At 68.6% G+C, this 26,470-nt stretch carries 24 protein-coding genes; 14 read left to right on the forward strand and 10 right to left on the reverse strand.

Annotated features, from left to right (window positions below; translation table 11 throughout):
• Nucleotides 1–141 precede the first annotated feature (141 nt).
• Nucleotides 142–1,032 (forward strand): energy transducer TonB, encoded by an 891-nt coding sequence (locus tag OXI49_05760; protein ID MDE2690002.1) that lies wholly within the window; start codon nt 142–144, stop codon nt 1,030–1,032.
• Between the two features lie 22 nt (nt 1,033–1,054).
• Here the strand turns inward: OXI49_05760 and OXI49_05765 are convergent, their stop codons facing one another.
• Together OXI49_05765 and OXI49_05770 are read right to left on the reverse strand one after the other, a co-directional pair.
• A complete protein-coding gene (locus tag OXI49_05765) occupies nt 1,055–1,663 on the reverse strand; it encodes a sulfotransferase family protein (GenBank protein ID MDE2690003.1) in 609 nt (202 codons plus the stop codon).
• Nucleotides 1,660–2,628 carry a DUF429 domain-containing protein gene (locus tag OXI49_05770; protein ID MDE2690004.1) on the reverse strand — a complete coding sequence of 323 codons (969 nt, stop codon included), beginning with the start codon at nt 2,626–2,628 and terminating at the stop codon, nt 1,660–1,662. Before OXI49_05770 ends, OXI49_05765 begins: the two co-directional genes overlap by 4 nt.
• Nucleotides 2,629–2,640: 12 nt before the next feature.
• Here OXI49_05770 and OXI49_05775 point away from each other — a divergent pair, with 12 nt between their 5' ends.
• Genes OXI49_05775 through OXI49_05800 form a run of 6 tightly spaced genes read left to right on the forward strand, consistent with a single transcriptional unit; the run spans nt 2,641 to nt 9,084 of the window.
• Entirely contained in the window at nt 2,641–4,803 is a 2,163-nt protein-coding gene (locus tag OXI49_05775) for an alkaline phosphatase family protein (GenBank protein MDE2690005.1), read from the forward strand.
• A complete protein-coding gene (locus tag OXI49_05780) occupies nt 4,800–6,800 on the forward strand; it encodes an alkaline phosphatase family protein (protein ID MDE2690006.1) in 2,001 nt (666 codons plus the stop codon). The genes OXI49_05775 and OXI49_05780 overlap by 4 nt, the downstream gene beginning before the upstream one ends.
• A gap of 38 nt (nt 6,801–6,838) precedes the next feature.
• The gene (locus OXI49_05785) at nt 6,839–7,033 is read left to right on the forward strand and encodes a hypothetical protein (protein MDE2690007.1); all 195 of its coding nucleotides are present in this window, start codon (nt 6,839–6,841) and stop codon (nt 7,031–7,033) included.
• A gap of 19 nt (nt 7,034–7,052) precedes the next feature.
• Nucleotides 7,053–7,919: a hypothetical protein gene (locus OXI49_05790; protein MDE2690008.1), complete on the forward strand. Its 867-nt coding sequence runs from the start codon at nt 7,053–7,055 to the stop codon at nt 7,917–7,919.
• The gene (locus OXI49_05795) at nt 7,916–8,617 is read left to right on the forward strand and encodes a glycosyltransferase family 2 protein (GenBank protein ID MDE2690009.1); all 702 of its coding nucleotides are present in this window, start codon (nt 7,916–7,918) and stop codon (nt 8,615–8,617) included. The genes OXI49_05790 and OXI49_05795 overlap by 4 nt, the downstream gene beginning before the upstream one ends.
• Nucleotides 8,614–9,084: a thioesterase family protein gene (locus OXI49_05800; GenBank protein MDE2690010.1), complete on the forward strand. Its 471-nt coding sequence runs from the start codon at nt 8,614–8,616 to the stop codon at nt 9,082–9,084. Before OXI49_05795 ends, OXI49_05800 begins: the two co-directional genes overlap by 4 nt.
• On the opposite strand, the gene OXI49_05805 is transcribed toward OXI49_05800, so the two are convergent.
• Together OXI49_05805 and OXI49_05810 are read right to left on the reverse strand one after the other, a co-directional pair.
• Nucleotides 9,069–9,839: an SDR family oxidoreductase gene (locus tag OXI49_05805; GenBank protein MDE2690011.1), complete on the reverse strand. Its 771-nt coding sequence runs from the start codon at nt 9,837–9,839 to the stop codon at nt 9,069–9,071. The genes OXI49_05800 and OXI49_05805 overlap by 16 nt on opposite strands.
• An 80-nt stretch (nt 9,840–9,919) precedes the next feature.
• Nucleotides 9,920–10,663: a sulfite exporter TauE/SafE family protein gene (locus tag OXI49_05810; protein MDE2690012.1), complete on the reverse strand. Its 744-nt coding sequence runs from the start codon at nt 10,661–10,663 to the stop codon at nt 9,920–9,922.
• 39 nt (nt 10,664–10,702) lie between these two features.
• On the opposite strand from OXI49_05810, the gene OXI49_05815 reads away from it, so the two are divergent.
• The 3 genes from OXI49_05815 to OXI49_05825 are packed head-to-tail and all read left to right on the forward strand — an operon-like array spanning nt 10,703 to nt 13,440.
• A complete protein-coding gene (locus OXI49_05815) occupies nt 10,703–10,963 on the forward strand; it encodes a hypothetical protein (GenBank protein MDE2690013.1) in 261 nt (86 codons plus the stop codon).
• A complete protein-coding gene (locus OXI49_05820; protein ID MDE2690014.1) occupies nt 10,960–12,294 on the forward strand; it encodes a carboxypeptidase-like regulatory domain-containing protein in 1,335 nt (444 codons plus the stop codon). Before OXI49_05815 ends, OXI49_05820 begins: the two co-directional genes overlap by 4 nt.
• 57 nt (nt 12,295–12,351) lie before the next feature.
• On the forward strand, nt 12,352–13,440 hold the full coding sequence (locus OXI49_05825; protein MDE2690015.1) for a hypothetical protein: 1,089 nt from the start codon (nt 12,352–12,354) through the stop codon (nt 13,438–13,440).
• Nucleotides 13,441–13,468: 28 nt separating this feature from the next.
• Here the strand turns inward: OXI49_05825 and OXI49_05830 are convergent, their stop codons facing one another.
• Both OXI49_05830 and OXI49_05835 read right to left on the reverse strand, forming a co-directional pair.
• On the reverse strand, nt 13,469–14,194 hold the full coding sequence (locus OXI49_05830; protein ID MDE2690016.1) for an energy transducer TonB: 726 nt from the start codon (nt 14,192–14,194) through the stop codon (nt 13,469–13,471).
• A gap of 147 nt (nt 14,195–14,341) precedes the next feature.
• Nucleotides 14,342–15,253 carry a TIGR01777 family oxidoreductase gene (locus tag OXI49_05835; protein MDE2690017.1) on the reverse strand — a complete coding sequence of 304 codons (912 nt, stop codon included), beginning with the start codon at nt 15,251–15,253 and terminating at the stop codon, nt 14,342–14,344.
• A 93-nt stretch (nt 15,254–15,346) separates the two neighbouring features.
• Between OXI49_05835 and OXI49_05840 the strand changes: the two genes are divergently transcribed.
• A complete protein-coding gene (locus OXI49_05840) occupies nt 15,347–15,979 on the forward strand; it encodes an endonuclease III (protein MDE2690018.1) in 633 nt (210 codons plus the stop codon).
• Between the two features lie 3 nt (nt 15,980–15,982).
• Here the strand turns inward: OXI49_05840 and OXI49_05845 are convergent, their stop codons facing one another.
• Nucleotides 15,983–18,139 (reverse strand): DUF3516 domain-containing protein, encoded by a 2,157-nt coding sequence (locus OXI49_05845; GenBank protein ID MDE2690019.1) that lies wholly within the window; start codon nt 18,137–18,139, stop codon nt 15,983–15,985.
• A gap of 67 nt (nt 18,140–18,206) precedes the next feature.
• On the opposite strand from OXI49_05845, the gene OXI49_05850 reads away from it, so the two are divergent.
• Genes OXI49_05850 through ppk1 form a run of 3 tightly spaced genes read left to right on the forward strand, consistent with a single transcriptional unit; the run spans nt 18,207 to nt 23,238 of the window.
• On the forward strand, nt 18,207–19,052 hold the full coding sequence (locus OXI49_05850) for an RNA methyltransferase (GenBank protein MDE2690020.1): 846 nt from the start codon (nt 18,207–18,209) through the stop codon (nt 19,050–19,052).
• A complete protein-coding gene (locus OXI49_05855) occupies nt 19,039–21,000 on the forward strand; it encodes a SpoIIE family protein phosphatase (protein MDE2690021.1) in 1,962 nt (653 codons plus the stop codon). The genes OXI49_05850 and OXI49_05855 overlap by 14 nt, the downstream gene beginning before the upstream one ends.
• 39 nt (nt 21,001–21,039) lie before the next feature.
• Nucleotides 21,040–23,238 carry a polyphosphate kinase 1 gene (gene ppk1, locus OXI49_05860; protein MDE2690022.1) on the forward strand — a complete coding sequence of 733 codons (2,199 nt, stop codon included), beginning with the start codon at nt 21,040–21,042 and terminating at the stop codon, nt 23,236–23,238.
• A gap of 26 nt (nt 23,239–23,264) precedes the next feature.
• Here the strand turns inward: ppk1 and OXI49_05865 are convergent, their stop codons facing one another.
• From OXI49_05865 to OXI49_05875, 3 genes are read right to left on the reverse strand one after another with little or no spacing between them, the layout of a single operon-like run.
• On the reverse strand, nt 23,265–24,092 hold the full coding sequence (locus OXI49_05865; protein MDE2690023.1) for a crotonase/enoyl-CoA hydratase family protein: 828 nt from the start codon (nt 24,090–24,092) through the stop codon (nt 23,265–23,267).
• Nucleotides 24,093–24,150: 58 nt separating this feature from the next.
• The gene (glpK, locus tag OXI49_05870) at nt 24,151–25,638 is read right to left on the reverse strand and encodes a glycerol kinase GlpK (protein MDE2690024.1); all 1,488 of its coding nucleotides are present in this window, start codon (nt 25,636–25,638) and stop codon (nt 24,151–24,153) included.
• A gap of 12 nt (nt 25,639–25,650) precedes the next feature.
• Nucleotides 25,651–26,397: an aquaporin family protein gene (locus tag OXI49_05875; GenBank protein ID MDE2690025.1), complete on the reverse strand. Its 747-nt coding sequence runs from the start codon at nt 26,395–26,397 to the stop codon at nt 25,651–25,653.
• Nucleotides 26,398–26,470: the final 73 nt, after the last annotated feature.

The raw sequence follows: 26,470 nt of genomic DNA on the forward strand, positions 1-26,470 counted from the left end.
AGGGCTACTCGTTGCCGAGAAGGCGCCCGGTCGCTCGCCGCCAAGGGGTTGTACGTAGCTCGGCGGTCAGCCAGAAAGGTCACCGTGGCGGCGGCCCTGTCGGTGGTCCTGACTCCTGCCGTCAGCGGACAAGAGCCAGGGTTGCCCCTCAGCGAGCCGATCGCGGGTCACCGCGTCCTGCGAGCGGAACTTGACCAGGCCCCGAACCCTGATCTGGAGCGCGACCTGGAGTCGTGGACCGAGATCTGTAGTCACGACGATCTGACGGGTGAGATCGCGAGTTGCTACCTGCAGTCCCCCATGTACTCGGAGGCATCCTCGACCGCTTCGGGGTTCTTCACTGCCTTGCTGCACGTCGAGTGCGACGGTGAGGTGTGGGTCGGTGCGACGCGGGGGCAGACCAACTCTAAGGGTGTGCCGGTCGTCGGTTCGGCTGAGGACATGCGGCCCACACGGGCGGTCGTCGGAGGTGTCGTACAGGATGCTGCCGACCCGGCCCGCAACACCCTGTTCGTCAGTGACTCGGCGACGTGGGCCGGCACCACACTCGCCTTCGAGGCCCGGCACCCTGACAACTCAACGGCGGTCTGGCGGCTTCCGTTCGGCGAATCGGAACAGCACGTCGTCGAGTCATTCCTGAACGGCCCCGCTTGCCCTCGAGTGGAACCTGAGCCGACCTTGCCCGAACCGACGCCATCGTCCGAGCCGGTCATCGTTGATCCGGTACGGATCAGCGGCACCGATCCGCCGTTCCCGAAGTCAGCCCGAAGAGCGGGTGTTCGAGGCTCTCTGTCACTTCGGCTCACGATCTCCGAAACCGGCGATGTCGTGAACGTCGAGGTCACGCGAGAGGTCTACTTCGGCCGGTCCGGCCGAGAACGAGACCTCGAGAAGAAGCGCCGACAAGCTGCCCAGGAGCAAACCACCAAAGCGGCAGTGGCGACCATTCGGCAGTGGAAGTACCGGCCCGCTACGGCGGATGGCCAACCGGTCAGCGTTTACTTCGACGTGACGCTGACATACGGCCTATAGGGTCCGCCCACTGGCTAGCGAGCTACGGCGCAACCCGGTTCCGATACAGCGTTGGGTCGACTACTCCGGCCATGGCCTGCTGGTCGAGCCCATCGACGAGGCCAGCGATTCGCTTTGCCGCTGCCTCGGGGTCCCGCAGGGCCTCGCCGTACTCGATCTCAACCCACTCGAACTGCGGCGCGTGGCGGAGGAGGTAGTTCACCCGCCAGAGCTGGTCCTGCCACAGCTCCATCATCCGCTCGTCCGACGTGTCGTCCGTCTCGCCGCGACGATCGAGCATCTTGCGCTGCGAGGCCAGCACTTCTCCGAGGTCACGTCGCATCAGGATAACTTGGTAGTTCAGGTTGGGCGGCAGGTCCTTGAGCAGAAAGGAGATGACCTTGACGGCGCGTCCCCTGGAAGCCTGGAGCCAGGACTTGTCCGGCTCGTTCGCCAGACCCTTGACTCGCTCATCCTCGTAGTAGCCGCGCGGATTGTCCTCGTCGGCTTTCCGCTCGCCGTCGGTCACGATCTCCATCCCGCCGGCCTCAAGCATCTTCATTGCCATGGAGGTTCCGGAGCGAGGCAAGCCCGAGACGACGACGATCGGCCGGCCGTAGCGGAGGCGTCGCCAGCGGGTTCGCAGGTTCATGGCGGCGGGATGCTAGCCGTGGTCCGTCGGACCCAGATCCAGCCTTCACGATGCGCCAGGTCTTGATCTTCCGGACGCGCGGCTCGTCCTGCGATGAAGTCTTCCGCGGCGAGGACGCAGACCGCGGCGTCCAGCGTGTCCGCGTTGCGGTGAAGTTCGCTGGCACCGGAATCCGGGATCCTCATCGAGTGGCGCCTGAGGGCCTTGACGATCTCGCGGCGCTCACCCAGTTGATCGACCTTCTTGTAGCCGGCGTCCCGGATTCCGTAGGCCCTGAGCGTCGCTGCGGGATACACCTCTATCGCCGCCGGTCCTTCTACACCAGTAGGTGTCCAGGCGAGCGGAACTGGTGTGCCGAGAGCCTCGCCCAGCTTGCCGAGGAGGTCCAGAGCAGCGTGGGCTGTCCGTGCAATGAGGTTTGCGCCGACTTCGAGCGGCCTCTTCCCGGTCGCGTGTTGAACGAAGTCGTCGGTTCTTCGCCGGAACATGCCGTCGGCTGACGTTGCGATGGCCTGGCCGGCTTCGTGCGACTCCAGGGCATCCCCTAGAGGCACCGGCCATCCCAGCGGTGCATCGACGGCAATCAGCGTGGCTTCCCTGGCTTCGGCCACCCACTTCGTGAGAATGTCGAGGAACGGCCTGCGGCGCTTCCATGTGCGATCCAGTCGAAGGTGGCCGTCCCCCCTAGTCGCCAGGACCAAGCCCTTCTTGGCGTCCTTTGTCGCGAAGTCGACTCCGATGATCCGAGAGAAACCAGTTTCGGCACGAGGGTTCGCCTTGAGGTCTCTCCGGTTCCCTTCCTGTCCTTGTTCTGTCGTGGGCTCTGCCATCTGCCGGGGAAGTTCGGTCGAATCGTTGGGCAAGCGAGAGACTAGCTTGCAGCCGCCAGATCGCAGATGGAGCCTTGGTATGCTCCGCGGCGCTTCGCGAGCCGCCGCACTCCTGCGCTCGGGCGGCGCCAGCACCTGGAGAAACCGTTGCCAGCTCAGCGTCTCGTAACCGTCGCGCTGGCGCTTCTGGCGGCGCTATTCGCCGCCGCGCCGGCGGCCGCCTACATCGGTCCGGGGGCGGGGTTCGCGCTGATGTCGTCGTTCCTGGTTCTGCTGGCGACGGTGGCGCTGGCCTTCGTCTCGCTTCTGGCGTGGCCGGTGCGGACGCTGTGGCGGGTGGTACGGCGGAAGAAGCCGCCGAAGGCGCACGTCAGGCGGCTCGTCTTCGTCGGTCTCGACGGCCAGGACCCGCGGTTGACCGAGCGGATGATGAAGGAGGGGAAGCTCCCCAACTTCAAGGCTCTCAGCGAGCGGGGAAGCTATCGGCGGATAGCCAGCACCTACCCGGCGCTATCGCCCGTCGCCTGGTCGACGTTCGCGACCGGGGCCAATCCGGGCAAGCACAACATCTTCGATTTCCTCGACCGGGACCTGCGCAGTTACCTGCCCAAGCTGTCCTCGGCCCACATCGGCCGGATCGAGCGCTTCCTGAAGCTGGGCAAGTGGAAGATCCCGCTGCAGAAGCCGGAGATCCGCATGCTCCGGCGGTCGAAGCCGTTCTGGACCGTGCTGGGCGAGCGGAACGTCTGGAGCACGGTGCTCCGGGTTCCGATCACCTTCCCGCCCGACCGGTTCTACGGCGCGCAACTGGCGGCGATGTGCGTACCGGACCTGGTGGGCAGCCAGGGGACGTTCCTCTACTACACGACGCGCCCGGCGACGGAGACGATACGGGAGGGCGGTTTGCGGGTGCCGCTGAGTTCCAACGGTGCCGGTCCCGATCACTTCGACTGCGTGGTAGAGGGTCCCGAGAACAGCTTCCTGGAGGGTGATCCGCCTCCTCCTCTCCGCGCGCCGATGACGGTCGATGTCGATCGCAAGGAGAAGACGGCGTCGGTCAGTATGGCGGGGGAGACGGTGGAACTCCGCCAGGGAGAGCTCTCCGACTGGGTGCGTCTCGAGTTCCGGGCCGCGCCCGGGGTCAAGGTCCACGGTCTGACCCGGATGATGCTGACGGAAGCGGGAAAGCACACGTCGCTCTACCTGACTGCGATTCACATCGACCCCGAGAAGCCGGCGATGCCGATCTCGCATCCGTCCTACTACGCGCCTTACCTGGCCAAGCGGGTCGGCGACTTCGCGACTTTGGGCCTGGCCGAGGACACGACGGCGCTCAACGAGGGCGTGACCGACGACGCGACCTTCCTCAAGCAGTCGTACGACATCGACCGTGAGCGCGAGGAGATGTTCTTCGCGGCGCTCGAGCGTTTGCGCCGCGGTTCCCTGACCTGCGTCTTCGACGCCACCGACCGCATCCAGCACATGTTCTGGCGCTACATGGAGGACGGCCACCCGGCGGTGAAGGGTCGGAAGACGGGGAGGGCTCGCCGGACGATCGAGGACCACTACCGGCACAACGACGCCCTGGTCGGCCGGGTGATGGAGAAGCTGGGCGACGACGATCTCCTGATCGTGCTCTCCGACCACGGTTTCGCCTCCTTCAGGCGCGGCGTGAACCTGAACCGCTGGCTGCTTGACCACGGCTACCTCGTGCTGAGAGAGGACGCCGACGGCGGCGAGGAATGGCTGGAGGGCGTGGACTGGTCGCGAACGCGGGCCTACGCGCTCGGCCTGGCCGGCGTGTTCCTGAATCTCAAGGGCCGCGAGGCCTCCGGCATCGTGGAGCCGGGCGACGAAGCGCGCTCTCTCAAGCGCGAACTCATCGAGGCCTGGACCGGCCTGCGCGACGAGGAGCGGCGGGCCGTCGGCATCAACGCCGCCTTCGACGCCGAGGACCTCTACACCGGCCCTTACAAGGGCAACGCCCCCGACCTGATCGTCGGCTACAACGACGGCTACCGCGTTTCCTGGGACTGCGCCGTCGGCGTGGTCGCGGGTCCGGTCTTCTCCGACAACACGAAGGCCTGGAGCGGCGACCACTGCGTCGACCCGCGGCTGGTTCCGGGCATCTTCTTCAGCAGCCGCCCGGTCGACCGCGGCGACGACCTGTCGCTGCTCGACATGGCGCCCACGGCGCTGTCCCTGTTCGGCATCGACAAGCCGGACTACATGGAGGGCGAGCCGGTCTTCAATCCGGCGGCTCTCGACCGCGCGACTCTGAAGAACAGGGCGGCCGGAGCGGCGGCGTGAAGCGACTGGTCACCCTTGCGGCGACGATGCTCCTGGTCGGCCTGGCGGTCACGTGCGGCGGCGGCGGCGTCGGTCCGTCCGAGGGGCCGAAGGTCATCGTGCTGGGCTTCGATGGCCTGGACCCCGCGCTCACCCGGCAGTTGATCGACGAAGGGAGGCTGCCGAACTTCGCCCGGCTCGAGACCATGGGCGGCTTCACGGAACTGGAGACGACGATCCCGCCGCACAGCCCCGTTGCCTGGTCGAGCTTCATCACCGGCATGGACCCGGGCGGCCACGGCATCTTCGACTTCCTGCACCGGGATCCGGAGACGATGATCCCGTACCCGTCGACCGCCGCCGCCTCCTCCGGCGGCCTCTACCTGGACGTCGGCCCCTGGCAGTTCCCGCTCACTGGCGGCGACTACGAGCGGTTCCGGCACGGCACCCCGTTCTGGGACGTGCTGGAGGAGCACGGAGTGCGCACGACGGTCATCCGCATGCCGGCGAATTTCCCGGTTTCGGGTACGGCGAGCCGTGAGCTCTCGGGTATGGGGACGAGCGACATCCATGGGACGGACGGCACGTTCACCTTCTACACGTCGGAGCTTTTTGCCGACCGTGACATCAGCGGCGGGGACATCGTCGAACTCGACATCTACGACAACGTCGTCGAGGCCGACTTGCTCGGGCCCGACAATCCGTTGCTGCGCGAGCCCGAGCAGATGACCGTGCCGTTCACCGTCTACCTCGATCCGGAGACGGAGAGCGCCAAGATCGAGCTCGGCGACCAGGAGATCGTGCTGGAGGTCGGCGAGTGGAGCGACTGGCTCGAGGTCGACTTCGAGATGCTGCCGACCCAGCACCTGCGCGGAATCTGCCGGATGTACCTGCGCGCGCTCGAGCCGGAGTTCGAGCTCTACGTCAGCCCGATCGACCACGATCCGATCTCGCCCTCGGCGCCGATCTCGACGCCGCCCGATTTCGCGGCCGAGCTGGCGGAGGCGGTCGACCGCTTCTACACGGAGGGAATGCCCGAGGACACGAAGACCCTGACCGAAGGCGTCTTCACCCCGGACGAGTTCCTGGCCCAGGCCAAGATCGCGGGCGACGAGGTCGCCGAGCAGTACGGCTACGTCCTGGACCGCTTCCTCGAACAGCGGGGAGGCTTCCTCTTCTACTACTTCGGCAACGTGGATCAGATCGGCCACGTCCGCTGGCGGTCACGCGATCCGGAGCATCCCGCCTACGACCCGGAATCCGATGCGGCCCACGCCGACCTGATCCCGACCCTCTACGAAGGGCTCGACGCGATCGTCGGGCAGACGCTGGATCGGCTCGAAGCCGAAGCCGGCCTCGGCGACGGCGGCGCGGACGAGCCGCTGCTGATCGCCATGTCGGACCACGGCTTCGCCTCCTGGCGCCGCGCCTTCCACCTGAACGCCTGGCTGCTCGAGCGGGGCTACCTGACGGCGCGAAGCCCGGATCCTTACGCGGACGAGGGCTTCCTCCTGAACATCGACTGGGACAACACCCGGGCCTACGGGATCGGCTTCTCGGGTCTCTACGTCAACCTGCGCGGCCGTGAGCGCGACGGCACGGTGACGGCAGCGGAGCGCCTCGACCTGGTCCGGGAGTTGAAGCGGGAGCTGCTGGCGGTCGTCGATCCAAAGACCGGCGAGCCCGCGATCACGGAGGTCCACCTTCGCGAGGACTACGCCTTCCAGGAAGGGACCGCGATCGGTCCCGATCTGATCGTCGGCTACGGCAAGGGTTATCGCGGGGCGACGGAGTCGGCGTCGGGCGAGGTCGTGGGCGAGGTCTTCAGCGACAATGACAGCGCCTGGAGCGGCGATCACATGATGGACCACCGCCTGGTGCCGGGCGTGCTCCTGCTCAGCCGTCCGCTTGGCCGCCCCGCGCGGAGCATTGTCGACCTGCCGGGCTCGATCCTGGCCGAGTACGGCGTGGAGGGGTTCCCGCCCCTGGCGGGCGGCGCCGCGACGGGTTCGCCCTGAACCGGCGGGAACGGGATCGGTAACGAAGGAGAAGAGGAATGTTCGGCGGCGGCAAGGTCAAGCTCGACAAGGAACTCATCGCGCGCGTCAAGCGGTACAGCGACATCGCGGGCTACTCGTCCGTCGAGGAGTTCATCACGCACGCTCTGGAGAAGGAGCTGGCCAAGCTCGAAGGCGCCGAGTCGAGGGAGGAGATCGAGAAGCGGCTCCGCGGCCTGGGGTACATCTCCTAGCGCCGCCAAGACGCCGCCGATGTCCCTTCTGAACGCCGCCCTCCGCGCCGTCTTCGACGTGGCGCTCCGGCCCTTCGCGGCCCTGCCGCCGATCGTGCCGGTGGCCGTTGTGGCGCTGGTCTCGGGCATCTTCGCACTGCTCGTCTACCGCTGGACGTCGAACCAGCCTGCGATCGCCGCAGTCAAGCGGCGGCTGTTCGGCCACCTGCTCGAGGTGCGGCTGTTCAACGACGACCTGCGGGCCGTGCTGGCGGCCCAGCTTCGGCTGCTGCGCGAGAATCTGACCTACCTGCGGTTGAACCTGGTACCGCTCCTGTGGATGATCGTGCCCTTCATGCTGCTGATCGCCCAGTTGCAGTTCCACTACGGCTACGAGGGGCTCGAAGTGGGCGAGCAGACGCTGCTCATCGTCGACCTGGCGGCGGCTGAACCGGTGGCCGCGGACGGGGAGGAGGCCGCGCCGCGCCCGCCGATCGAACTGGAGGCGCCGCCCGGCGTCGCCGTGGAGACGGCCGACGTCTGGGTGCCGAGCCTGCGGCAGGTCGTGTGGCGCCTGCGGGCGGACGAACCGGGGCGCCACGAACTCGTCGTGCGGGTGGACGGCGGGGCCTTCACGAAGAGCCTTTTCATCGCCGATCCGGACGCCGGCGCGCTGTGGGTACGCCGCTCACCGACCAGGCGCCGGGCGGCGATTCTGGACCAGTTGCTCTACCCGGCCGAGCCTTCCCTGCCGCGCGGCGGGCCGATCGAGCGGATCGACGTGCAGTACGGCACCGCCGCGATCTCGTTCTTCGGGCTGTTCGACGTCCACTGGCTGATCGCCTTCCTGATCCTCTCCCTCGCGTTCGCGTTCGCGCTGCGGAACCGCTTCGGCGTCACCCTGTGACCGCGCCGTCGATCGACGTCGTCATTCCCGCCTACAACGAGGAGGAGTCGATCGGCCTGGTGCTCGCCGACCTGCCGGCCGACCTCGTGCGCCGGGTCGTCGTCGCCGACAACAACTCGCGGGACGCGACGGCGGTGCGCGCGCGCGACGCCGGGGCCGAGGTCGTGCCGGCGCCGGTGCAGGGCTATGGCAGCGCCTGTCTGGCCGGACTCGATCATCTGCGGCGGACCGGACCGCCCGAGATCGTCGTCTTCCTGGACGCGGACTACTCGGACCATCCCGACGAGATGCCGCGGCTGGTGGAGCCGATCGCGCGCGGCGAGGCGGACCTGGTCATCGGCTCGCGGGTGCTGGGGAAGGCCGAACCGGGCGCCCTGCTGCCGCAGGCGCGATGGGGCAACCGGTTCGCCTGCCTGCTCGTGCGCCTGCTCTACGGCCACCGCTACACCGACCTGGGGCCGTTCCGCGCCGTCTCGTGGAAGGCGCTCGAGTCGCTCGGCATGCGGGATCCGAACTTCGGCTGGACCGCGGAGATGCAGGTCAAGGCGCTGCGGAGGGGTCTGCGGGTGGTCGAGGTGCCGCTCAGCTACCGCCGCCGGACCGGCGTCTCGAAGATCACCGGCACGGTTTCGGGCACCGTTCGCGCCGGCTGGAAGATCGTAATCACCGTGTTTCGCTACAGTCGCGGGCCGACATGAGCGAGATGACGGGTAGTGCCGTGAACGCCGCCGGCCTGGAGGTGCCGGCCAGCGAAGTCGAGATCGAGGTCCGGTACAAGGAAACGGACCAGATGGGAGTGGTCCACCACTCGAACTACCTCGTGTGGCTCGAACTCGCCCGCACCCATCACTGCCGCGCGGCGGGCATGGCCTACCGGAAGATCGAGGACGAGGGCTACTACCTGATGGTCACCGGGGTGCAACTGAAGTACCGGGGCGGCGCCCGCTACGGCGACAGGGTTCGCGTCGTCTGCTGGCTCGATCGGCTGAAGAGCCGCGCGATGAGTTTCGCCTATCGGGTGGAGGTCGACGAGCGGGTCCTGGTCGAGGGCCGGACGGACCACGTCTGGGTCGACAAGGCCTCCGGCAACCACTGCCGGATGCCGGAAGTCGTCGTGCCGATCTTCCGCTCGATGGAAGCTGGGGACCGTCAGAAGCAGGCGTAGCCGCCGTCGATCACGAACTCGTCGCCGGTGTGGTAGGACGACGCCCTACTCGCCAGGTAGACGGCGATGCCGCTGAAGTCCTCGCCGACGCCCCAGCGGCGCACCGGAACCCGCCGCAGGACCTTGGTCTGGAAGGCCTCCGTGTTGATCGCCCGCTCGGTCATGGCCGTGGCGATCCAGCCCGGCAGCACCGAATTGACCCGGATGCCGTGGCGCGCATGCTCGACCGCCAGGCCCCGCACCATCGCGTTGAGCCCCGCCTTGGTCGACGCGTAGTGCTCGCTGCGCGGCGCGCCGAAGACAGCCGACAGGCTGCTGGTCGCGACCAGGGAACCGCCATCGCCACGTTCCACCATGTGCCGGATCGCCTGCTGGAAGGTCTGGAAGACGCCCTCCATGTTGACCTGGAAGATCCGGCGCCACTCCTCCATCGACATTTCGACGAAGGGCGTGCCGCGGCCGCCGATTCCGGCGTTGGCGAAGCAGGAATCGACCTTGCCCAGTAGCTCGACGGTGCGCGTGAACGAGGCCGCCACGGCGTCGGCGTCGCCGACATCGCAGCGCAGAGCCTCCACCCGCGTGCCGTGGCGCACCAACTGCTCCCGCGCGTTCGCGTTCTTCTCCTCGTTCGTGCCCCAGATGCAGACGTCGGCGCCCGCCTGGGCCAGCCCTTCGGCGAAGCCGAGGCCGATACCGGAGTTGCCGCCGGTGACGAGAGCCACCGTTCCGCTCAGATCGAATGCGTCGTAAGCCAAGGTCGTTCTCCTTCTTCCGTCCCGTCCGTCGTTCGTCGATGCGGCGCGGAGCATAGCGCCGCCGGGCGGCCCGCGGGCTGCTAGCCGAACCAGAGGCGGACCGCGAACAGGATGACGGTCACCGTCACGACCCGCTGCACCCAGGCGTGTCCCTTGAGTACGGTGAGCCGTACGCCCAGCCAGCCGCCGGCCATGTTCCCGACCGCGAGCGCCAGGCCGAAGGCCCAGTCGACGCGGCCGGAGAGCGCGAAGAGCAGCAGCGACAGGCCGGTGAAGCAGAGGATGCTGAGTACCTTGACGGCGTTGCCTCGGACCAGGTCCAGGCCGGCGAGAGAGGTCGCGGCGAGGATGAAGAAGCCGACTCCGGCCTGCACGAAGCCGCCGTAGACGCCGACTCCGAAGAAGCCGAGCGCCAGCAGACCGACTCGCAGGGACGCTGGCTGCTCGTCCGGCTCTTTGCGCCGCGAGAAGAGAGTCCACAGCGTAACCACGACCATCAGCGCCGCGAGCACCCGGCGGAAAGCGTCGTCGCTGATGATGAGAGCGGCCCACGAGCCCAGCCCGGCGCCGGCAGTGGCCGGCAGCGCCGCCCACAGGATCGCCCGCCCGTCGAGAACGCCGTGGCGGTGGAAGCCCCACGAGGCGACGACGTTCTGCAGCAGGATGGCGACCCGGTTCGTGCCGTTGGCGACGCCGGGAGGGAGACCGAAGAAGATGAGGATCGGCAGCGTGAGGAACGAGCCGCCCCCCGCGACCACGTTCAAGGCGCCGGCGACGCAGCCGGCGAGCGCGAGCGCGGGGTAGACGATCACCGGCTCGTTCACGGCAAGGAGGTTAACGCGCCGAAGATAGACTCCGAACTGATGGCCGATCAGACGACGCCGAGCCGCGGCCCCAGCGACTCGTCGCTGTTCTCCTTCCTGGGCCGCCTGCGCTTCCCGCAGTTGTTCGTCGTTCTGGCGGTCGTCTTCCTCATCGACCTGTTCGTCCCCGACGTGCTGCCCTTCGTCGACGAGTTGATTCTGGGGCTGCTAACGCTGATGACCGGCACCTGGCGCGATCGTCGACGTCCGCCGGACAAGCCTCCGGAGAAGAACGTGACGCCGCCGGGGGCGAGTGGATGACGACGAGCCGGCTCCTTTCGACCCTGGCGGTGATTCTCGCGGCCGTTCCCGCGGTCGCGGCGGCTCAGGAGTGGAGCGGCAGTAACGGGTTTCAGGTGCTGGTCACGGATGACGCCGGGCAGCCGTTGCCCGGGGTCACGGTCATGGCGTTTCTGGCCGAGTCCGATCGGTCCGGCGGACCGCCGCCGCTGCTGACCGACGCATCCGGCGTGGCGGAAGTCAGCGGCCTGTCGGCAGGCGAGTGGCAGGTCGAACTGCGGCGCGAGGGGTTCATGATCGTGAGCTCCTACCTGAGGCTGGAGGACGGAAAGCGGCCGGAGGTCGGGTTCACCTCGCGCCAACGCACGGGCCCCTTCTGGGCGCCGATGAACGTCGGCTACTCGAGCGTCGGCGTAGCGACGACGACGGCAAGCGCCGGCTCCGCGCGCGCGCTCACCCGGGCCCAGCGACGGGCGGAGCGTCGTGCCGAGCAACGGGAGCGCCGGCTGCGACGGGAGAACGTCGCCCGGATCGTCGAGCCGCCGGCGCCGCGGGAGGCACCCGTGGAGGAACCGGCGCAAGCAGCCGTGGCTGAGGCCGAAGTTGAGCCGGGTGAACAGGCACCCGCACCCGTGGAGACGTCCGCACCGGTGGAGACACCGGCCGCGCAGCCAGCGGCCGTGGCGGAACAGCCGGCGCCGGACCCGCCTGTCGAGGAGCGTCCAGCGGTCGAGGAGCCCGAACCCGCACCGGAGCCCGAGCCGGATGCGGTCCGTTTGCTGCCGAACCGCACGCTGCTGCGCGCCGGCGCCTGCCCGGAGTGCGGGCCCGGTGAGTGGTCGGTGGCGAGCAACTGGCCCGCGGCGCCGAGGACGGCCGAAACGGTCGCCTGCGCCTCCGATCTCGCCGAACGGATGGAGCGGGTGGCGAAGATCGTGGAAGCGTCGTTGCCCGCGGACTTCCGGGTCTACGCCGGGTCGCTCGCCGAACCCACCGGCAACGACGTGCTGAGGTTGCTGCCCGATGGGGTGCGCACCGAAGTCCAGGAACTGTTGCTGTCTATCCTCGACCCCGAACGGTCCTGCCAGGTCATGGGCATCTTCCTCCCCGCGGATGCGCGGTTCGTGGGCTTCCAGTACGAGGCCGCTGACCTCCAGAGCCGCGGAAGCTGCCTGCCGGACCAGCCGTGCGAGATCGGCGAGGCCGGTTGGCGGGGCAACCCGGTGATCCACCGCCTCGAGCATGGCACCTTCGTCTACGGCGTGTTCGAGAACCAGTCCTCGCAGCGGCGGCGCGAAGCGAACTTCAAGGTCTACTTCCGGCCTCCCCGCGGCTGGCTGCCGCCGCGCTGACACGCAGGGACCTGCGGTAGTCTCGGCGCAGCCAATTCCCCCGCAAGGAGAGCCGCCATGCCGCTTCCCCGAAAGGTCCTCATTCCCTTCGCCTGCCCCACGCTTCTCGCGTTCCTCGCGGCGCCTGTCGCCGCGGCCGGTGACGACGACATCCCGCGCACCGCGAGCGGGCGGCCCGACCTGTCCGGCAACTATGACGTCGCCAACCTGACGCCCTTCGAGCGCGATCCCCGCCTCGGCGACAAGCAGTTCATGACCGCGGAGGAAGCGGAGCGGATCGCCGCGGGCATGGCCGCGGCCGACGCCGCCGCCAACGCCGTCAGCGACCCGGGCCGCGAGGCGCCGCCGCCGGGCGGCGACGGCTCCGCGGGCGCGGCCGGCGCGGTCGGCGGCTACAACTTCTTCTGGCTCGACTTCGGCAACCAGGCGTACCCGATCGACGGCCAGTACCGGACGTCGGTCCTCACCGACCCGCCCAATGGCCGCATGCCGGAGCTGACCGAGGCGGGGAAGGCGCGGCGGGCGACGGTCAACCCCTACCTCTACCGGAACACCGGCGATGCCTGGTGGATCGAAGCCGGCGACGACCCATACGACGGCCCCGAGACCCTGACGCCCGGTGACCGCTGCATCTACACGAGCGTCGCCACCACGCCGGTCCGCTCACTGCCGTACAACAACCTGAAGACGATCACCCAGACGGACGACCACGTCGTCATCCTGGTCGAGTGGATGCACTGGGCGAAGGTGGTCCGCCTGAACGCCGAGCACCCGCCCGCCGAGTACCGCTCCATGGGCGGCGACTCGATCGGCTGGTGGGAAGGCGACACCCTGGTCGTCGAGACGACGAACTTCCTCGACAGCCAGAGCGACCCGCGGGACGGCCTGAAGGTGATCGAGCGCTTCAGCCGCCATGGCGCCAAGGACCTGCTCTATGGCTTCACGGTCCATGACACGGACTACGCCGCCCCCTACAGCGGTGAGCTCATCTGGCCGGGAACCGACGACCTCCTCTACGAGTACGCTTGCCACGAAGGCAACTACGCGATGGGCAACATCCTCCGCGGCGCCCGGCTGCTGGAGAACGAGTACTACGAGAAGAAGGGGCAGGGCGCGAGCACGGAGTCCGGGTCCGGCAGCGAGTAGGCGCCACCGGCAAACAGGCCGCGACGCTTTACTGCAGCGAGAAGTTGACGGTCAGGTTGATGTAGACCGGGACCGGTTCGCCGTTCAGGGTCGCGGGTTCGTAGCGCCATTCCTGGACGACCTGGACGGCGGACTCGGTGAGGCCTTCCGGCAGGCCCTTGAGGACCTTGACGTAGCCGACGTTGCCCAGGGTGTCGACGACAGCCTGGAGGATGACGACGCCCTGGATGCGTGCCTGACGGGCCTCCTCGGTGTAGTTGGGAAGCGGAGCATAGGTCTTCTTGGGAGGCAGAACGTCGCCTTCGACGAACAGGGTTCCAGGTGGTCCGGCGGGCGACGGGGATTCGGGGAGGTCGAACAGGACATCGGCGATGCCGTCGATCTCCAGTTGCGGCGCCTCGAAGACCTCTTCCCGGATCAGTGGTTCGGGCTCGTCGGGGGTCGGGTCGGGAATCGGGATCTTCTTCGTCCTGCGCTGCGGAATGGGTTCCGCCTTCGCGGGTGGCGGCGGCTTGAAGCGGACGGCCTGGACGACGAATGCCTTCGGCGCCTGCGCGGCCTGGAGTGCCCGCGGCCTCATGGTGGGGAAGCTGATGACGAACAGCAGCGCGTGGAAGGCGATCGTCGCGACGACGGCGACTCGCAGCGGGGTCCTGCTCTCCGGCTCCAGTTCGTACGGCGAGCCGCCGAGATGGAGGGAACCGGGGGCAAACTTCGACCCGGTCGTCTCGCGTCGTTCGAGCTTGAAGGCCATGGTGGTCGGGGTCTACTTGCGCCGGGTTGGCTGAGACTCGGAGGAGGGGCTCCACTCGCTGCCGGCTCTGTCCTGGCGCCGGCATCGAGGTTGCCGGCAGCACTCACGAATACGCAACACGCCGGGTTGCGTTTCGCTTCCCGGATTCTACGTTCTCGCGGGCGTGTCGGGCGACAACTCGCGGGCCAGCGCCGCCTCGAGCTTCGGAAAGCGATACTCGAACCCGGTTTCCTGCAGAACCCTGGGCACGACGCGGGCGCTGGCGAGCAGGGTCTCTTTCGCCATCTCTCCGAAGGCGCCGCGGAGGGCGAGGGAGGGCACCGGCACCGGGGCCCGACGCCGCAGGGCTCTTGCCAGGGACCAGGTCAGGCCCGCATTCGTGACCTGTTCCGGAGCGGCGAGGTTGACTGCGCCGCGGAAGTTGCGCTTCATCACGTGCCGGATCGCGGCCACCGCGTCGTCGATGTGGATCCAGGGGAAGTACTGCCGCCCCGATCCGAGCCGCCCGCCCAGGCCGAGCCGGAAGGGCGGCAGCATCCTGGCCAGGGCGCCGCCGCGCGCAGAGAGCACGACCCCGAACCGCAGCATCACCACGCGCTCGCAGGTCGCGGACGCTCGCAGGGCGGCGACTTCCCAGTCCCGGCAGACGGCGGCCAGGAAGCCCTTTCCAGGCGGCGAGTCCTCGTCCAGGACTTCACCGCCGCGGTCGCCGTAGTAGCCGACCGCCGAGGCGCAGACGAAGACGCCCGGCGGTCGCTCAAGGCTGGCGAGCGACTCGACCAGCCGGCGGGTGGCTGGGCCGCGCGAGGAGCGGATCCTGCGTTTCCGCGCGGCGGTCCAGCGGCCGGCGGCGACGTTCTCGCCCGCCAGATGGATCAGCGCGTCGAGGCCCTCGGCCACCGGCGATTCGACCAGGCCGCGTTCAGGCCGCCACTCGAGTTCAGCCGGGTCCGACGGTGTGCGACGCACTAGCCGCCGGCAGCGATGACCTTCGGCCCCCAGGCTGCGGACAAGGGCGCTGCCGATGAGTCCCGAGGCGCCGCTCAGGCCTACGTTCATCACGCCAAGGTAACAGCCGGGGCGAGCGGCGGTATTCTCGCGGTCGCCGTGCCCGCGCCGCCGATGCCGCCGACGAACCGCCGCCTGGCGGCGATGCTTCGTCGCATCCGGCGCCATCTGGAGGGTTCGGAACTGCCGATCGTCACGCTGATCGCGGAGACCGAGCGCGATCCGTTCAAGGTGCTCGTGTCGACGATCCTGAGCGCGAGAACGAAGGACGAGGCGACCGCCGGGGCGACGCGGCGGCTGTTCGACGCGGCTTCAACGCCGGAAGAGATCGGGGCGCTGTCGCTTCCGGAACTGGAGCGGCTCATCTTCCCGGTCGGCTTCTACCGCACGAAGGCGAAGAACCTCAAGCTCGCGATGAGCGTACTGCGCGAGCGGTTCGGCGGCGAGGTGCCCCGGACGGTCGAGGAGCTGGTCGAACTCCCCGGCGTCGGCCGCAAGACGGCGAACCTGGTCGTCACCGAGGGGTTTCGGCGGCCCGGCATCTGCGTCGACACCCACGTGCACCGGATCACGAACCTCTGGGGCTACGTCGACACGAAGACCCCGTTCGAAACGGAGATGGCGTTGCGGACGAAACTGCCGCGCGGCCAGTGGATCGGCCTCAACAAGACCCTCGTGAGTTTCGGCCAGAAGCTGTGCCTGCCGGTGAGCCCGTGGTGCTCGCGCTGTCCGGTCGAGGAGTGGTGTCCCAAGCTGGGCGTCGGCCGGAGCCGCTGACGGTTACCCGCCGCCGGCTTCGTCTTCAAGCGACCACAACCTCTCCCACTCGCTCAGCAGGCTGCTGTCGACGCGGGTGAGGAGGTCGTGGAAGTAGCCGAGCTGGTCGAACACGGCGTCCGTCTTGAACCGGTCCGGAACGCCGCGGCTCAGGACCTTGAACAGCCGGCTCAGATAGCGGAGAACGACGCCCTCGGAACGCTGCAGGTCGTAGCGTCTGATGAATTCGTCGAAGCTCAGGAAGTCCTCGTAGATCTCGCGGCCGACGCGCTTCGGCCGGATCGAGTCGCCGCGCACCCAGGGGTGGGAACGCCGGAACTCGTCGAAGGTCGGTTCGATGAGGTCCGTCAGGGGGCGCGGATGGGTGACCTCCCGCAGTCGCTCCATCCGTTCCTCGAACGGCACCCGTTTCGCCTTGAGCCGCGCGGCGAGTTCGTGCCTCAACTTGGCCGCCTGGCGGCGGAGCACGATCCCGGGGTCCTCCAGGATCGCTTCGACCAGGCTGAGCAGGTCCAGGGCGTAGTCGGGATCTTCCTGGTCGAGCAGTTCCAGGGTCGAGACGAGATAGAGCGACAGGTTCTGGTGCATCGAGAACTCGATCTGCAGTTCCCGGTCGGCCTCGACCCGGTAGCCGCCGTCCGGCCGCGCCGCCATCCGCAGGATGCCGCCGCGGTGCAGCGCGCGCACGAGTTCCGCCGACTGTCCGATCAGGCGATCCCTGGTTGCGGCGGGCTCGTGGCAGGCGGCGATCAGCCGGCGCAGCGAGGCGAAGTTCGTGTGGCTCCCGCCGTTGCGGACCGACTCGTCGGCCTGGATCAGGTCGAACACCATGCCGTGACGGAGCCGGAAGCGGGACTCCAGCGTCTCGGGCCGGCTCGTGGTGAGCCGCTCGAAGGTGCGTTCGTTCCACGGCACGAAGCCGCGCGGCGCTGACCGCTTGCGGATCTGCCTGCGGCCGCGCCCGCGCGGCGTGGCCTTCGCCTTCAGGCTCCGGCGGCGGTTCTCGACCTCGTGCGCCGGCGCCTGGCAGACCACCCATCCGAGGTCGTCGAAGCCCTTGCGGCCGGCACGACCGGCGATCTGCTGGAAGTCGCGCACTGTGAGGATCGTGTCCTTCTCGCCGTCGAACTTGCAGAGCTGGCTGAACAGGACCGTACGGATCGGCACGTTGACGCCCACGCCCAGCGTGTCCGTGCCGGCGATCACCTTGAGCAGCCCGGACTGCGCGAGCTTCTCCACCAGCAACCGGTACTTCGGCAGCAGGCCCGCGTGGTGGACGCCGATGCCGAAGCCGAGGAAGCGCCGTATCTCCTTGCCATAGGCCGTGTCGAAACGGAAGCTCCCGATCTCCCTGAAGACCGCCTTCTTTTCCTCCCGCGAACAGAGCCTCAGGCTGGTCAGGCTCTGGGCCAGCCGCGCGCAGTCCTGCTGGGTGAAGTTGACCACGTAGATCGGTGCCCGGCCGGCCTTCGCGAGTTCCTCGATCGTCACGTGCAGCGGCGTCTCGCGGTACTCGTACTCGAGCGGCACCGGTCGATCCCTGCCGCTGACGAGCGCCACGCGGCGGCCGGTCGCGCGTTGCAGGGCCTCGCTGATCGGCGCCATGCTGCCGAGGGTCGCCGACATCAGGAGGAAGGTCGTGTCGGGAAGCGTGATCAGGGGCACCTGCCACGACACGCCGCGTTCCGGGTCCGCGTAGAAGTGGAACTCGTCCATCACCACGTAGTCGACGGGAAGGTCCGCGCCCTGCCGCAACGCCATGTTCGCCAGCACCTCGGCGGTGCAGCAGACGATCGGCGCCTTCGAGTTGATGCTGGCGTCACCGGTCAGCATGCCCACCCGTTCGGCGCCGAACTCGTTGCACATGCGGAAGAACTGCTCGGAAGCCAGGGCCTTGACCGGCGCCGTGTAGAAGCCGGTCCTGCCCTCGCACAGGCCCTTCCACAGCATCGCCATCGCGACCAGCGACTTGCCCGAGCCGGTCGGCGTGTCGAGGACCACGTGGCGGCCCGCCATCACTTCGAGCAACGCTTCCTCCTGGGCCGGGAACAGCTCGAAGCCGAGCCCGGCCACCCAGTCGAGGAACCGTTCCAGGATGACGTCGGGCGGGACCTTCCCGGCGGCATCGGGCAGGCGATCCCCCAGGTTGGCGGGAGTCACGCGCCTAGCCTAGCGAGGGTGCGCCGGTGGACGGCGTAGACTGGCTGCCGGGAGCCGGACCCAAGCGATGCCAGGTCGAGACGCAGGTCGGGAGGAAGCAGCGGCGCCCGTGATCGTCCTGGTCGGTCCGCAGATGGGCGAGAACGTGGGCGCCGCGGCCCGGGCGATGCTGAACTGCGGCCTGACCGAGCTGCGACTGGTTTCGCCGCGCGACGGCTGGCCGAACGAGCGCGCGCAGGCGATGGCCACCGGGGCGTCGCGCGAGGTGGTCGACCGGGCGCGGGTGTTCGACAACGCGGCCGAGGCGGTCGCCGACCTGCACCGGGTCTACGCTACGACCGCTCGCCGCCGCGACATGCTGAAGCCCGCGATCGACCCTCGCGAACTGGCCCTCGAGATCAGGGAGCGCGCGGCGCGAGGGCAGCGCTCGGGAGTGCTGTTCGGTCCGGAAAGGGCCGGTCTCGACAACGACGACGTGGCTCTGGCCTCGCACATCGTCCACATACCGCTGAACCCCGGGTACTCGTCCCTCAACCTGGCGCAGGCGGTGCTGCTGGTCGCCTGGGCGTGGTTCGAGGGTGCGTCCGGAGCCGCCACGCCGCCGCCCGACCAGCGTTCGGCGGCCACCTCGGCGCAGCTCGTGAACCTCTTCGAACACCTGGAGCAGGAGCTCGACGCCTCGGGCTTCCTGCGAGTGGCGGAGAAGCGTGGCATCATGGTTCGCAACCTGAGGAGCATCCTCCACCGCGCCGAACTCAGGGAACACGAGGTACGGGCGTTGCACGGCGTGGTGAGTTCTCTTTCCGGTCGCCGCAAGGACGGCAAACGGGTGCGGCAGCTGGCGGGGCGGGATTCGGCGGACGGGGAAGCTCGCAGGGCCGAAACAGGTTGGACTGAAGATGAGGCTCCGTAGTCAACTGGTTCTCGCTTTTCTGGTGCTCGCGGTGCTGCCGCTGGGCGGCATCGTCGCCTACTCCTACATCTCTTCGGCGAACGCATTTCGTGCGGCGGTCGAGGCGGAGTCCCGGGAGGTCACGAGGCAGATATCGGTCGGCCTGTTCCGTGCCAGGGACGACTTGCAGGGGTACGTCCGGAGGCTTGGCACGATGCTGCCCTTCGACGACCCCCAGTACGCCGACCCGGAGGCTCTGGCGGAGTTCCTCTTGAGCAACATGGGCGATGGCGCGGACTTCGTGGATGCGCTCGAACTCGTCCCGGCGGCTCCACCGGGAACCGGACCGGGTGTTGAAGCAGCCGCGGATCCCGCTGGAGGGGACCGCCGTCTGCGCGGGCTCCGGGCGACCGAAGGCCGACGCTTCCTCTGGTCGCGAGGCGGCAACCCGGAACGTCTCCCGGCCGGCGGCCCTCCGGGCGAACGATCTGCGGAACGTGGAGAAGCAGGGGACCGGACGAGGGATGCCGAGTGGGCGCGCAGAGGCCGTGCCTGGGCCACTCGGGTCTTCGGTGGACCCGTCTCTTCTCCCGTTCACCGGGACGGCGACGTAGTGTGGCACCTGGAAGCCGATATCCGGCCCGAAAACCTGATGCGAAACGTCTTGCGCCGCATACCTCGGGGCGGCGGTGCGGTTCCGTTCGCACTGGACGCGGAGGGCGAGATCTACACTTCCGGGCCGGAGGAACTGGAACTTCTCGAGGAGGTGCACTGCGCCGGCGGCGAACCCCTCCTCAAGGCGCTGGCTGCCGGGCACGACGACCTGTGCCACGGCATGAGCGAATGGGTCGTCGCCACGCAGGCCGCTGCGGAAGGCGAGTTGATCTATGGCATCGTGCGTCCGATCGGCCCGTCGCTCGCCGAAATGAGGAGTGCATCGCTTCGCAACCTGGGCGTCGGCGTCGGCCTGATGAGTCTGTCGTTGCTTGCCGCGGCGCCTCTCGCGAATCGCCTCACGCGCCGGCTGAGTCACCTGACCAGGCAAGTCGACCGGCTGGCCCGCGGCGATGCGGCGGCGCGGGCGCGACTCGGCGGCCGCGACGAGGTCGGCAAGCTGGGCGAAGCGTTCAACCGCATGGCGCGCGACCAGGAGAAGAGCCGGCGCCAGTTGCTCGAGCAGGAACGGTATCGGCGTCAGCAGGAGGTCGACCGGCGCCTGCTGGAGGCGGAGAACGAGCGGCAGACCAGCGAACTCGAGGAGGCGCGGAGGTTCCAGCTCTCGCTGCTGCCCGCTGCCCTCCCCGAGCATCCCGACCTCGAGATTGCCGTGTTCCTGCGCACGGCCTCGGAGGTCGGTGGCGACTACTACGACTTCAGCCGGCCCCGGCAGGACGGTTCGCTCACGATCGCGGTCGGCGACGCGACCGGCCACGGGGCGCGCGCTGGCACCATGGTGACCGTGGTCAAGACGCTGCTCGCGTCGGCGGACATGGGCCTCGACCTTGCCGACTTCCTGTCCCATGCGACGGCAACGATCCGCTCGATGAACCTGGGCCGCCGGGCGATGGCCCTGGTGCTCGCGCGCTATCGGGAGGGGGTCCTCGACCTGGCTTCCGCGGGCATGCCGCCGGTGCTGATCAGCCGCTGTCCGTCGGGAGAGATCGAGGAGATCATGAGTGCCGGCGTACCGCTCGGCACCCTGGCGGTCGCGTCGTACGAACGCCATCGGGTGCGACTCGAACCGGGCGACGCGGCGCTCCTGATGAGCGACGGCTTGCCCGAGATGCTGGATGCGAGTGGCGAGCCGGTGGGCTATCCGGCGATCGCCGAGCGATGGATCGAGGTCGGCCAGCGCCCGGCTCAGGAAGCGGTCGCCGAATTCGAGAGCTGGGTGGAGGAGCTCTCCCCGCAGGGAGTTCCCGCCGACGACGTGACCTTCGTCGTAGTCAGACGCCGCCCGTCAGAGTGACCCGAGGAAGCCGGAAACGGTGTAGAATCAGCGGTTACCGTGGCCTACCCGGAGACTGCAGCCGCTGAGGATCTGAGGGAGCCGTCGACTGCGACGGCGCCGGCCGATCCTGTGGAGGCGGAGCCGGACCCGCGTCCCAGGCGGCTTGCGCCGGCCATCGAGCCCGGTCTTCCCGAGCACTACAACAACCGGGAGTTGAGCTGGCTCCAGTTCAACAGCCGGGTTCTCGAGGAGGCGCGCGATTCCCGGCATCCGCTGCTCGAGCGGGTCAAGTTCCTCTCGATCTACGGCAGCAACCTGGACGAGTTCTTCATGGTCCGCGTCGCGGGCCTGGTGCGGCAGCTCGAACGGGGCGCGCTTGAGGCGCCGCCCGACGGGATGACGCCGTCCGAGCAGTTGGTCGGCATCCGCTCCCATCTCGAGCGCGAACGCCGGCTTGCCTATGCCTGCTGGCATGACGACCTGCTGCCCAAGCTGAAGGAAGCGGGGATCGAGATCGTCTCCCACGACTCCCTCTCGGCCAAGAAGAAGCGCAAGCTGCGCGCGTACTTCAAGCGCGACATCTTCCCGGTCCTGACGCCGCTGGCATTCGACCCGAGCCATCCGTTTCCTCACGTCTCGAACCTGAGCCTGAATCTGGCGGTGGTCATTGACGACGGCAGTCACGGTGAGCGCTTCGCCCGCGTCAAGGTGCCGCAGGTACTACCGCGGCTGGTGCGGGCGCCGGGCAGCAGCCGCGACGAGCTCGGCCTGGAGTCGGGTCGGGGGAGGTTCGTGTGGATCGAGGAGCTGATCGCAGCCAATCTCGACCTGCTTTTCCCCGGCTTCAAGATTGCGGCCGCCTACCCTTTCCGGGTCACGCGAGACGCCGACCTGGAGGTGGAGGAGGACGAGGCGGGCGATCTGCTGACGGCGATCGTCGAGGTCGTCGGGCAGAGGCACTTCGGTTCCGTCGTGCGCCTGGAGGTACGCGAGGACATGCCGAAGCGCATTCGGGCGATCCTGGAGCGGAACATGGGGTTGGCACGGTTCCAGGTCGACACGCTGCCATCGCCGCTCGGCCTGGCTGACCTGAGCGAGATCGCGTTCCTCGACGTGCCCGAACTCCGTGACAGCACAATCCGCCCCGTGCGCCATGCAGCGCTCAGGAGCGACGAGTCCCTTTTCGAGGCAATCCGGCGGCGTGATCACCTCCTGTATCACCCGTACGACAGCTTCTCCCCGGTCGTTCGGCTGCTTCAGGAGGCGGCGGCCGACCCGGATGTGATCGCGATCAAACAGACGCTGTACCGCGTGGGAGCGAACTCGCCGGTAGTCGAGGCGCTGATGGAGGCACGCGAGAAGGGCAAGCAGGTTTCGGTCCTGGTCGAGTTGAAGGCGCGCTTCGACGAGGAGTACAACATCGGCTGGGCGCGGGCACTGGAAGCCGCAGGCGTTCATGTCGTGTACGGCGTGATGGGACTCAAGACCCACGCCAAGATGTGCCTGGTGGTGCGTCGGGAGGCGGGCAAGCTGCACTCCTACGCGCACCTCGCGAGCGGCAACTACAACCCGGTGACCGCCCGCATCTACACGGACATCGGGCTGCTGACCGACGACGCCGAGATCGCCTCGGACGTGGCCAAACTGTTCAACGCGATCACCGGATACGCCCGTGAAGAGCGCTACAGACGCCTCTTGGTGGCGCCGCACCAGATGCGCCGCGAACTCATCCGGCGGATCGACCGGGAGATCGAGGGCCACCGGTTGCGCGGTGACGGTCGCCTGATCTTCAAGATGAACTCGCTGGTAGACCGCGAGTGCATCGACGCGCTTTACCGCGCCTCCCAGGCCGGAGTCGAGGTGCTGCTACAGGTGCGTGGGATCTGCTGCCTGCGTCCGGGCGTGCCGGGCCTGTCCGAGAACATCTCGGTGACCTCGATCGTCGGCCGGTTCCTCGAGCACTCGCGGCTTTACTACTTCCGGAACGGCGGCGACGAGGAGCTGTTCACCGGCAGCGCCGACCTGATGCCTCGCAACCTGAACGGCCGCGTCGAACTGCTATGCCCGATCCTGGATCCGGACCTGCGACAGGCGGCGCTTCGGGACATCCTGGCGCCGCACCTGGTCGACACGGCGAACTGCCGGCGTTTGGAGGCGGACGGCAGCTACGCGCGGATCGAGCCGGGTGCCGGTAGCGAGCCCTTCGATTCCCAGCGAGCGCTACTCCAGGGCAGCCACGGTTGGCACCTGGAGTAGCGGCCGGCGTCGGCCGCCCTCGGCCCTCAGTCGACGTCGGCGAAGTCGGGCGTCCGCTTCTGCATGTTCGCCGTTACCGCTTCGACCTGATTCGGTGAGCCGATCAGGCCGACCTGCAGCCGCTCCTCGGTTTCCAGCCCTTCGCGGACGCTGACCTTCGGGGCGGTGTCGAGCACCTGCTTGGCGGCGCGGATCGCATGTGGCGAGTTGCCGGCAATCTCGCGCGCCAGGGCGAGGGCGTCGTCGAGCGGCTGTTCGGACAGGCGGGTGACGAGGCCGAGTTCCGCGGCCTCGACGCCGCTGATCACGCGGCCGGTGAAGGTCAGCTCCTTGGCGATGTCGGAGCGCACCAGGTGCCGCAGCAACTGGGGGCCGGCCATGTCGGGGATCAGACCCCACACGATCTCGCGCACCGAGAGCCTGGCTTCCGGATGGACGACGCGGAGGTCGGCACCTATCGCGATCTGGAAACCGCCGCCGTAAGCCACGCCGTGAATCGCCGCGATCACGGGAACGGGCATCGCGTGCCAGCCCCAGGCCGCGAACTGGGCGCGGTTGGCGGGATTGTCGTCCGTGCGCTGCACGAGTTCTCGCGACGACGAAGTGCTCCCCGCGTCCTGCTGCATGGCGCGGAAACTGCCGAAGTCGAGGCCGGCGCAGAAAGCGCGGCCGTTCCCGGAGAGAACCACCGCGCGCACGGACGAATCTTCGGCCAGCTCGCGGGCGGTGCTGCCCAGGGCGTCGAACATCGCGCCGTCCAGCGCGTTCAGCTTGTCCGCGCGATCGAGACGCACGTCGGCGACGCCGGCTTCGATGTCGACGGTGAGGCGGGGGCGGGCGGCTACATCGGTCATGGAGTTCTCCGGATCCGTGGTGGGTGTTGGCGGTGCGAGAGCGTACCGCAGGGAGGCCTCAGGGCTCGGCCCAGCCTCGGGATCTCTCGACGGCGCGCCGCCAGCCGGCGGCCAGGCGCTCCTGCTCGGTGCGCGAGGACGCCGGCTCGAACTCGCGGTCGAGCGCCCAGTTCCTGGTCACGTCGTCCTGGTCGGACCAGACGCCGGTCGCGAGGCCCGCGAGGTAGGCGGCGCCCAGTGCCGTGGTCTCGGCGACCACCGGCCGCTGGACGCGCGTGCCCAGCAGGTCGGCCTGGAACTGCATCAGGTCGTCGTTGACCGCCGCGCCGCCGTCGACCCGCAGGCCGCTCATGCTCGACCCGGCGTCCGCCTCCATGGCGCGGACGACGTCGAGGCTCTGGTAGGCCATCGACTCGACCGTGGCCCTGGCCACGTGGCCGGCGGTGGTCGAGCGCTCCAGGCCGATCAGGAGGCCCCGGGCGTAAGGGTCCCAGTAGGGCGCGCCCAGGCCGACGAAGGCGGGAACCAGGTAGACGCCGCCGCTGTCCTTCTCGCTCGCCGCGAGTTCCTCGACCTGCTCGGACCTTTCGATCAGGCCGAGACCGTCGCGCAGCCACTGGACCGCGGCGCCGCCGACGAAGACGGAACCCTCCAGGCAGTAGGTGGGGCGCCCGCCGAGCACCCAGCCGACGGTGGAGAGCAGGCCGTTCTCCGATGTCACCGCCCGGTTGCCCGTGTTCATCAGGATGAAACAACCCGTTCCATAGGTGTTCTTCACCATGCCCCGTTCGAAACAGGCCTGCCCGAAAGTCGCCGCCTGCTGGTCTCCCGCAATGCCGGCGACCTGGATCGAACGACCGAACAGACCTGCCTCGGTATGGCCGAAATCGCCGCTCGAATCGCGGACCTCGGGCAGCATGGCGCGCGGCACCCGCAGGATGCCGAGCAGCTCGTCGTCCCAGTCCAACCTGTGGATGTCGAACAGCAGGGTGCGCGAAGCGTTGCTCGCGTCGGTGGCGTGAACCCTGCCGCCGGTCAGCCGCCAGAGAAGGAAGCTGTCGATCGTTCCGGCCAGGATCTCGCCCCGTTCCGCCCGCGCGTGGAGTTCGTGCTTCTCCAGTAGATGGGCGATCTTCGTGCCGGAGAAGTAAGGGTCGAGCACGAGTCCGGTCCTGGCGCGGAACAGCTCCTCGTGCCCCTGCTGCTTCAACTCTTCGCACAACGGCGCGGTGATGCGGCTCTGCCAGACGATCGCGTTGTCGACCGGTTTGCCGCTGTCGCGCTCCCAGAGCACGACCGTCTCGCGCTGGTTGGCGATGCCGATGGCGGCGATGTTCGAGGCGTCCGCGCCGGCCTTCCGGATGGCGGCGCGCGCCGTTTCGAGTTGCGTGTTCCAGATCGCCTCGGGATCGTGTTCGACGTGACCGGGCGAGGGGTAGAGCTGCGGGAACTCCTCCTGCGCGGAGGCGGCGGCGGTTCCCTGGCGCTCGAACAGAATGGAGCGGCTGGACGTGGTGCCCTGGTCGAGGGCGAGGACGTAGACCATGTTCGGCTTCGCCTACCAGCCGAGACCCTGGAAGGCCAGCGCGCCGAGGACACCGCCGGCCAGCGGCCCCAGCACCGGCACCCAGGCGTAGCCCCATTCCGAACCGCCCTTGCCGGGGATCGGCAGCACCGCGTGCGCGATGCGGGGGCCCAGATCGCGCGCCGGGTTGATCGCGTAGCCGGTGGGGCCGCCGAGCGACAGTCCGATTCCCCAGACCAGGAAGCCGACGAGGAGGGGGTTGATGCCCGTGGCGAACACCGCCGACAGGTCGATCTCGCCGGCGAGTTCGGAGGCGTTGGCGGCGATCGCCAGCACGCCGAAGACCAGGACGGCGGTGCCGACCACCTCGGTCACGAAGTTCGCGCCCCGGCGCCGGGGAATCGCCGGAGCGGTGCAGAAGACCCCGAGCTTCGCCGCCTGATCGCTCGTGACCGCCCAGTGGGGCCGGTAGGTGAAGTAGACGACGACCGCGCCGGCGAAGGCGCCCAGCAACTGCGCGCCGATGTAGGTCGGCAGCATGGCGGTTTCGAGTTCGCCGATCGACCACATGCCGAGGCTGACGGCCGGGTTGATGTGCGCGCCGCTGATCCGGCCGACGCAGTAGACGGCGAGCGCCACGGCGAGTCCCCAGCCGGTCGTGATCACGATCCAGCCGCCGTCGTTGCCTTTGGTCCGTGTGAGGACGACGTTTGCCACGACGCCGTCGCCCAGGATGATCAGGAGCGCGGTGCCGACCAGCTCGGCGACGAAGATGTCCATTCGGGTCTCCTTGTTGAAGCATCCGAGAATACACTTCGCTCCGCAGCGAGAATCCGGCCCCGAAGGCAGAGGA

Source organism: Acidobacteriota bacterium, assembly GCA_028875725.1.
Lineage (GTDB): Bacteria > Acidobacteriota > Thermoanaerobaculia > Multivoradales > Multivoraceae > Multivorans.